Annotated in this window: 4 protein-coding genes and 1 pseudogene; all 5 read left to right on the top strand. The window is 67.8% G+C overall.

What is annotated here, in order from left to right; genetic code table 11:
• Nucleotides 1–153 (top strand): aldehyde dehydrogenase family protein (locus tag FFS27_RS31640; RefSeq protein ID WP_137952495.1); only part of this gene is annotated, 153 nt, incomplete at its 5' end.
• Between the two features lie 357 nt (nucleotides 154–510).
• A complete protein-coding gene (gene pqqA, locus FFS27_RS31635) occupies nucleotides 511–582 on the top strand; it encodes a pyrroloquinoline quinone precursor peptide PqqA (RefSeq protein WP_003106462.1) in 72 nt (23 codons plus the stop codon).
• A gap of 52 nt (nucleotides 583–634) precedes the next feature.
• Complete coding sequence (gene pqqB / locus FFS27_RS31630) at nucleotides 635–1,549, top strand: pyrroloquinoline quinone biosynthesis protein PqqB (RefSeq protein ID WP_003106464.1); 915 nt, start codon at nucleotides 635–637, stop codon at nucleotides 1,547–1,549.
• A gap of 9 nt (nucleotides 1,550–1,558) precedes the next feature.
• On the top strand, nucleotides 1,559–2,311 hold the full coding sequence (gene pqqC, locus FFS27_RS31625; RefSeq protein WP_023101321.1) for a pyrroloquinoline-quinone synthase PqqC: 753 nt from the start codon (nucleotides 1,559–1,561) through the stop codon (nucleotides 2,309–2,311).
• Nucleotides 2,308–2,402: pseudogene (locus FFS27_RS31620) on the top strand (pyrroloquinoline quinone biosynthesis peptide chaperone PqqD); the annotation flags it as partial. The gene pqqC and the pseudogene FFS27_RS31620, both read left to right, overlap by 4 nt.

Below are 2,402 nucleotides of genomic sequence, written 5' to 3'. Positions count from 1 at the left end.
AACTGCTACCACCTGTACCCGGCCCACGCCGCGTTCGGCGGCTACAAGAAGTCCGGCGTCGGTCGCGAGACGCACAAGATGATGCTCGACCACTACCAGCAGACCAAGAACCTCCTGGTGAGCTACGACATCGACCCGCTGGGCTTCTTCTGAGCGGTCCTCAGCCGCCGCGGATCGCTCCGACCCGCGGCCTTTCCGCCAAGGCACCTGCGGGTGCGCTCGTCCCGCGTCCCGACGCGGCTTTCCCCATGGCGGGTTCTGGCGCGACGCGGCCCTGGCCGCGTCTTTTTTTTCGCCTCGCCGCCGCCCCGGCATGGACTAGGCTTCTGCCCTGCACCAGGGCGAACCAGGGGGGCGCAACGGCGATCTCCCGGCGAACCTTGGGCGGAACAGGCAGTCCCTACCAAATCAGGGGGAAAACTCCTTCGAAAGTCTCATTCGGAGCGAGCCCCGCTGATGTTTAACTCGACCTGCCGGAATCGCCCGGCCCCACCAGAGAGGATCGACCCCATGTGGACCAAGCCCAGCTTCACCGACCTGCGTCTCGGTTTCGAAGTGACCCTCTACTTCGCCAACCGCTGATCCGTTCGGCCCCGGTCTTCCGGGGCCTCCCTCCAGCCCGCGGGGCAGACCCATGCACATCCGTATTCTCGGTTCGGCCGCCGGCGGCGGCTTCCCCCAGTGGAACTGCAACTGCCGCAACTGTCGCGGGGTCCGCGACGGCAGCGTAGCGGCCCAGCCACGCACGCAATCCTCCATCGCCCTGTCCGACGACGGCGAGCGCTGGATCCTCTGCAACGCCTCGCCCGACATCCGTGCCCAGATCGCCGCCTTCCCGGCCCTCCAGCCGGCGCGTCGGCCGCGCGATACGGCGATCGGCGCGATCGTCCTGCTCGACAGCCAGATCGACCACACCACCGGCCTGCTCAGCCTGCGCGAAGGCTGCCCGCACGAAGTCTGGTGCACGCAGATGGTCCACCAGGACCTCAGCGAAGGCTTCCCGCTGTTCCCCATGCTTTCCCACTGGAACGGCGGCCTGCGCCACCGGCCGATCGCCCTCGATGGCGAGCCTTTCGCCATCCCGGCCTGTCCGCGCCTGCGCTTCACCGCGATCCCCCTGCGCAGCAGCGCGCCGCCGTATTCCCCGCATCGCGGCGATCCGCATCCGGGCGACAACATCGGCCTGTTCGTCGAGGACCTCGATAGCGCCGGTACGCTGTTCTATGCGCCGGGCCTCGGCGAGGTGGACGAGGCGCTGCTCGAATGGATGCGCCGCGCCGACTGCCTGTTGGTGGACGGTACGCTCTGGCGCGATGACGAGATGCTGGTTTGCGAGGTCGGCGACAAGCTCGGCCGGCAGATGGGGCACCTGGCGCAGAGCGGGCCGGGCGGCATGCTCGAGGTGCTGGCGAAGGTGCCGGCCGCGCGCAAGGTGCTTATCCACATCAACAACACCAATCCCATCCTCGACACCGCTTCGGCCGAACGCGCCGAGCTGGATGCCAGTGGCATCGAAGTGGCCTGGGATGGCATGCACATCCAGCTGTAGGGGGCCAACATGAGCCGTGCCGCCATGGATCGCGCCGAATTCGAACGGGCGCTGCGCGACAAGGGACGCTACTACCATATCCACCATCCGTTCCATGTCGCGATGTACGAGGGCCGTGCCAGTCGCGAACAGATCCAGGGCTGGGTGGCGAACCGTTTCTACTACCAGGTCAACATCCCGCTGAAGGACGCGGCGATCCTGGCCAACTGTCCCGACCGCGAGGTCCGCCGCGAGTGGATCCAGCGTATCCTCGACCACGACGGCGCCCCCGGCGAGGCGGGCGGCATCGAGGCCTGGCTGCGCCTGGCGGAAGCGGTGGGCCTGGAGCGCGAGCAGGTGCTGTCCGAGGAGCGGGTGCTGCCCGGCGTGCGCTTCGCCGTCGACGCCTACGTCAACTTCGCCCGTCGCGCCAGTTGGCAGGAGGCGGTGAGCAGTTCGCTGACCGAACTCTTCGCCCCGCAGATCCACCAGTCGCGGCTGGACAGCTGGCCGCGCCACTATCCGTGGATCGAGGCGGCCGGCTACGAGTATTTCCGCAGTCGCCTGGCCCAGGCCCGGCGCGACGTCGAGCACGGCCTGCGGATCACCCTGGAGCACTATCGGACCCGCGAGGCACAGGAACGCATGCTGGATATCCTGCAATTCAAGCTGGACGTGTTGTGGAGCATGCTCGACGCGATGAGCATGGCCTACGAACTCGAACGCCCGCCGTACCACACGGTGACCCGCGAGCGGGTCTGGCATCGGGGGCTGGCATCATGAGCCTGCCGTCGCTCGACAGCGTGCCCATGCTGCGCCGGGGCTTCCGCTTCCAGTTCGAACCGGCCCAGGACTGCCATGTGCTGCTCTACCC

The sequence above is a fragment of the Pseudomonas sp. 2VD genome, assembly GCF_005503585.1.
GTDB lineage: Bacteria > Pseudomonadota > Gammaproteobacteria > Pseudomonadales > Pseudomonadaceae > Pseudomonas > Pseudomonas aeruginosa.
The sequence above is the reverse complement of the archived record's forward strand: the minus strand, read 5'-3'. Positions and strand labels throughout refer to the sequence as shown.

Bases quoted from the DNA above. Each gene is read 5' to 3' on its own strand.
- pqqB (WP_003106464.1), top strand. From the start codon at position 635: ATGCACATCCGTATTCTCGGTTCGGCCGCCGGCGGCGGCTTCCCCCAG.
- pqqC (WP_023101321.1), top strand. From the start codon at position 1,559: ATGAGCCGTGCCGCCATGGATCGCGCCGAATTCGAACGGGCGCTGCGC.